This is a genomic window from Microcystis sp. M179S2 (assembly GCF_020245805.1).
Lineage (GTDB): Bacteria > Cyanobacteriota > Cyanobacteriia > Cyanobacteriales > Microcystaceae > Microcystis > Microcystis aeruginosa.
In genome coordinates, this window is record NZ_JADBUE010000389.1 from 1 (window position 1) to 4,611 (window position 4,611).

Below are 4,611 nucleotides of genomic sequence, written 5' to 3' on the forward strand. Positions count from 1 at the left end.
AACCGCCGACACCATCGGTCAAAGCAGGGAGGCATCGCGGCTGGGGTTGTCTCTTTCATCGCCGATTTTTCAACGTAAAGTGCTTACTCTTTAACGATTATACTCGATTTGATCTTTATTTGGCGTTTAAGTCCCACTAAAGAAGCATCATCCCGTGAAGCGTCAACCCATCCGAAGATCGTTCAATTAAGTTTGTTCGATCTGCCGGGAATCACCGTCCGGCCCCGGCGGTGAGGATGTCAACCAATCAGGAGTTGTCTGTGCCAGATGGATAGGGGAACCGCCCTATTGATCTCTTCAGCTACACCATTCGTCGGAAATTTTGGTTCTGAAACCCCGTCCTTTTAGGACAGCTTGACGTTTGCGTTAAACAGAAAATAAGCAACTATTGAGCAGAAAAAGCGCCCGGTCGGGCGGGGCTTTAAACCCAATTTTTCGGTAAATGGGAAAGCTAGTTTGATCGCTCCCACAGTTTTTGAATTTCCGCTATTGTCCGACTATCGGGGGATTGAATCAGAGTAACCGATGGATTCACCTCTATTCTCTGAATATTTTGGCTCCAGGGGTTTTCTGGCACGGACAGAATATCGAGTCCCTCGATGACGGGACGGAAACCGTAGCGGACAAAAACTTGTTGTTGTTCTTTTGTGCGGAGAAAATCGATGAATTTTACGGCCGCCCGCCGCTGTTCCCCATCGGTATCTCGACGGATGATCGCCGCAGTTGGGGTGATCTCCACGTTCGGATCGAGGTAGTACACGCGATAGGGAGCTCTTTGATTCGCTCCCGACTGCTTCTGACGGTAGAGTGCGATACTTTCATATACCGTGGCCACGTCCGCGTCGTTGGGTCCGCGGGTGATGAATTCCTGCAAAAGAATATCGGTCGATCGAGGCGGTTGGTACAGCGATTTTTGAATGATTTTAAAAAGCTCCCTAGTTTGCGGAGAATTTAAATCCTCACCGTTCGCCCGGGACCAGAGGAAAAGAGTCAGCAGGCCGCTATGGGAACGGGTCGGATCGGTCATGAGAAAATCGAAACTTCCCCAATCAGGTCTCCCGCCCATTTTTGCCCAATTTCCCGCCTCCATCGCCCGTTGAATTCGCTCCCAACGGAAACGGCCGTCGGGAAAGAGCGCGTCTCCCCGTTTCAGCCAAGCGATGCCCACGAGAAGCGTTTTGGCAATCGGGCGCGGGGTCTCGTAAAAGGGATCGCTCCCGTCCCGGGTCGAAAGGCGAGTTTTTAATTCCGTCAGTAATTCACCGTCGGCGGGAATGAGAATCGTGGGTTTAAAATCATTTTTCTCGTCCACGAATTTATTAATTATATCCTGCGATCCCTGTTCTTTAATCTCGATCGCAATGTCGGGATTTTTTTTCTCGAAGTCTTCCTTTAGTCGCGTGAGGGGTTCCGTTAATTCCGTTCCAGTGACGATCACTATTCTCGTTTCTAATCCGGGGATAGGAATGTAAGCTAATCCCAACGAGACTAGGGCGATTAGGGAGGATAGCCATAAATTTTTTTTCTTCTTGGCGGTATTGATCATATAGCAGAATTCAGGGGTTAAAAGACAGAAGTGAGCAGTAAAATCGTTACCTAATCAAGTTTTCACCGCTGAAAGTGTACCTCGTTAATATGCAAAACCTCTAGAGATTAATGAGTTAAAATGTCCAAGTTACTCCCTGCGCTTCGCAATCGATCGCACAACTCCTCCACCTCTCGAACCCGCTCGCTATTGGGACGACTCGATAGCCGGATTTTATTCTGCAATTCCTGTAGGATGCCGGCAGTGTTCTCGATCGTTACCCGTAGGTTTAATAGTTTAGCTAGATTAACCGATCCGCTGGTTCTGACGAGTTCTAGGTTTCTCTCTAAACTCTCCACCAATTCCCCAGCCTGTTGGCGGGCGATTCCGGTACTGTTGGTGAGGCGAGCGCGGGCTGAATCTAAGTCCGCCTCTAGTTTAGCGAGGGATAGAACCGCTTCGGAGCGCGGTAATCGTCGCTCTAGTTCTTCGATCCGGTGCGGGATATCAGCGATCAAACTACAGGCTTCCTCTATGCGAACCAATAACTCCAGATAATCCGCTTCGTGACCCAACAGTTGACCCGCCTCGCGACGAACGGCCTCCGCTTTCTCGGCTAAACTCTGGCCCGAGGCTTTTAGGTTAGTTAATTCCCTTTCCACTTCCCGTCGCGCCGATTTTTCGGGGTCGGGTTCTCTGGATTTACAATACATTGCGGTGGCGGTGGCGACGATGGCGGCGGTGGGCAGGATAAGGAGATTCGGGGTTTTCAGGAACCGAACTCCCGCCACGAGAACAATTCCCCCGACTAGGATCGCGAGCGGGTAATCAAAAGGATTGGTTAGTTTGACCATAGGGTTTAGAACTCTAATTGCAAATCCCCCATCACCGTGGAGATCGTTTTGGGGTCGCCTTTACGGTAGTATCCACCGTTTTTATCGGCGATCGTTTTGAGAACTTCTGGCTTAAATTCCCCTTCATTCCCGTAGCCAATGGTGAAGACGGCGATGCGTTTATCGGAGGCGAAACCGCTTTTGGCTAATTCTTGAGCGAGGAAATCGAGGGAGTGTTGCGATCCCGAATCCTCTCCGTCGGTGAGTACGACGACCGCGTTAATCGCATCGGGGCGGAGATTTTGTTCTAACCAATTCCGAGCGTAGAGAGTCGCGTCGTAGAGTGCGGTTCCCCCCTCCGCTCGCAGACCGGAGACAAACTGTATTCCCCGCTCTTTGCCCGCCGGGGTTCCATCCACTAGCACTGGGGGACGGATCTTAGCATCGAAATCGATCAGGGCGACTTTTTCCTTCTCTCCCAAACTGTTGATGTAGCTATTCAGGGTGCTTTGAACCGAGGGGAGTTTATCTCCCTGCATGGAACCAGAAGAATCGACGACGATGACCACGAGGGAGGGTTTTTTCGCGTATTCTCGCCACGACTGTAACATCGCCTCCACCACCTCTGGTTTTGGCGATCGCAAGGAGTCATAGCGGGCGTTCGGATCGACCCCGTACTCGGCGGAGAATTTACCTCCCAGTTCTACCCCCGGCACCCCAGGGCGCAGGCCTAACTCGGTAGCGATTTTCTGTCCCTCGGGACTGCGGAGAAACTCGATTGTTTTTTCGGCGGCGGCTTTTTCATCGGCGCTCACCCAGGGGGCGTTCGGTAGGATCGCCCGCATATTCGAGGTGAAGGTGGCCTGCGGGTAAATCGCCTCGACGCGCGTTCGGGTCTCTCCCCGGTTGGCGTTGGCCTCGATCACCGAGGACTCGTACACGGAGGCGATCGAAGCCCAGAACGGGCCGTTTTTCGCCATATCGTTGGCGATCTGCCCGGTAGAAACCCCGTAACGGGTGATTTTACTCTGGATCTCCCGCACTTTCGGTTGATACTTCTGTACGTCGCTAACGGTTAGGTCTTCGGGACGTTTTCCAGATACTGAGGCGAATTGAGCAACGAGACTCTGTAACCCCGAGTTAGAGCGGATCGGTGCGCCCATGACGAAATAAAGCGGTAAGCTCTGGTTATCGGGGGCGAGGTCTTTATGGGTTTTCGCCGTGAGCAGGGATTTATAAAGATCGCTTTGTTGTCGCACCCCCCGGGCTAAGTCCGAGGGAACCATAAAGACCATCGGGCTAGAGGTTAATAGGGCTGCATCGGCGACCCCCGGAATATAGTTCTGGCCTGGAAATAGGGCGGCGACCTGCGATTGCAGTTGAGCCTGATAAATCTCGCCATCGACGGAGATCAGGGTGGGAAAGTCCGGCGCATCGGCCGGTAAACTTCCCTGTTTTAACTGGGTCGCAAGAGAGACTACATCGGAAACCACATCTCCGCTTCCTTTGGCTTCGCACTTGAGATAGTAGGGTTTACCGTTCTCTAGTTTCGGATTCTGTCGGTTTAGTTTCTCTGCCGCCTGATCGCAGAAATCTTTCAGGGCGCTCCCGACGAGAAATTTAACCTCGATGCCGTTGGCACGGGGATCGCTGCTCCCGCAGGAACTTAAAATCACGAGTCCGAGAATGACAATGAATTTTCGCCTGATCTGGTACCTCATAGGGGTTTTGTAGGTTGTTATTATTGAACTCGTTTTAACATTCTTTCCATGATTTACCCATGCTTTTAATTATCGATGAATTCCGGAAAATTTACAAGGCTCTCTTGTTCCTAGTGTGATCAGATTCTCTAATCATCAAAAGCGGCAAATCATCGAAAAAATGGGTCTGAAACCCGCCCTTTAGCGATAACGGAGGGCGGCTTTATACAAGTTAGCGAGAAACAATTAAACCGTTAGAACGACGAATTAACTGAATCTTGCTAACAGCTATCTGTCCCAATCGTTTCCAATTAGTATCGCTTACAGATAGCTGTTTTTCGGTATCTCCACTAACATAACCAATTCCTTTGGGAGAAGAAACTAAATCTCCTTTACGGAACCCATGTCTTGTGGTAGAGCCACCATATTTACGTCGTTTACCACCTTTAGAAAAAACCATCAGGTGAAGTTGACGACGACTAATAGGAGGACGTTTGATGACAGCAAAGGGAGCCTTCGTTACTTTAACATAACCCTTCCAATCATATCCATG

Annotated in this window: 3 protein-coding genes and 1 pseudogene; all 4 read right to left on the reverse strand. The window is 50.6% G+C overall.

Annotation, left to right across the window (positions count from 1 at the left end):
- Positions 1-451: 451 nt before the first annotated feature.
- A complete protein-coding gene (locus tag IM500_RS24130) occupies positions 452-1,546 on the reverse strand; it encodes a substrate-binding domain-containing protein (RefSeq protein ID WP_287739670.1) in 1,095 nt (364 codons plus the stop codon).
- 107 nt (positions 1,547-1,653) lie between these two features.
- The gene (locus IM500_RS24135) at positions 1,654-2,379 is read right to left on the reverse strand and encodes a hypothetical protein (RefSeq protein ID WP_287739671.1); all 726 of its coding nucleotides are present in this window, start codon (positions 2,377-2,379) and stop codon (positions 1,654-1,656) included.
- A gap of 5 nt (positions 2,380-2,384) precedes the next feature.
- Complete coding sequence (locus IM500_RS24140) at positions 2,385-4,079, reverse strand: extracellular solute-binding protein (RefSeq protein WP_287739672.1); 1,695 nt, start codon at positions 4,077-4,079, stop codon at positions 2,385-2,387.
- Between the two features lie 211 nt (positions 4,080-4,290).
- A pseudogene (locus tag IM500_RS24145) lies at positions 4,291-4,611 on the reverse strand (RRXRR domain-containing protein); the annotation flags it as partial.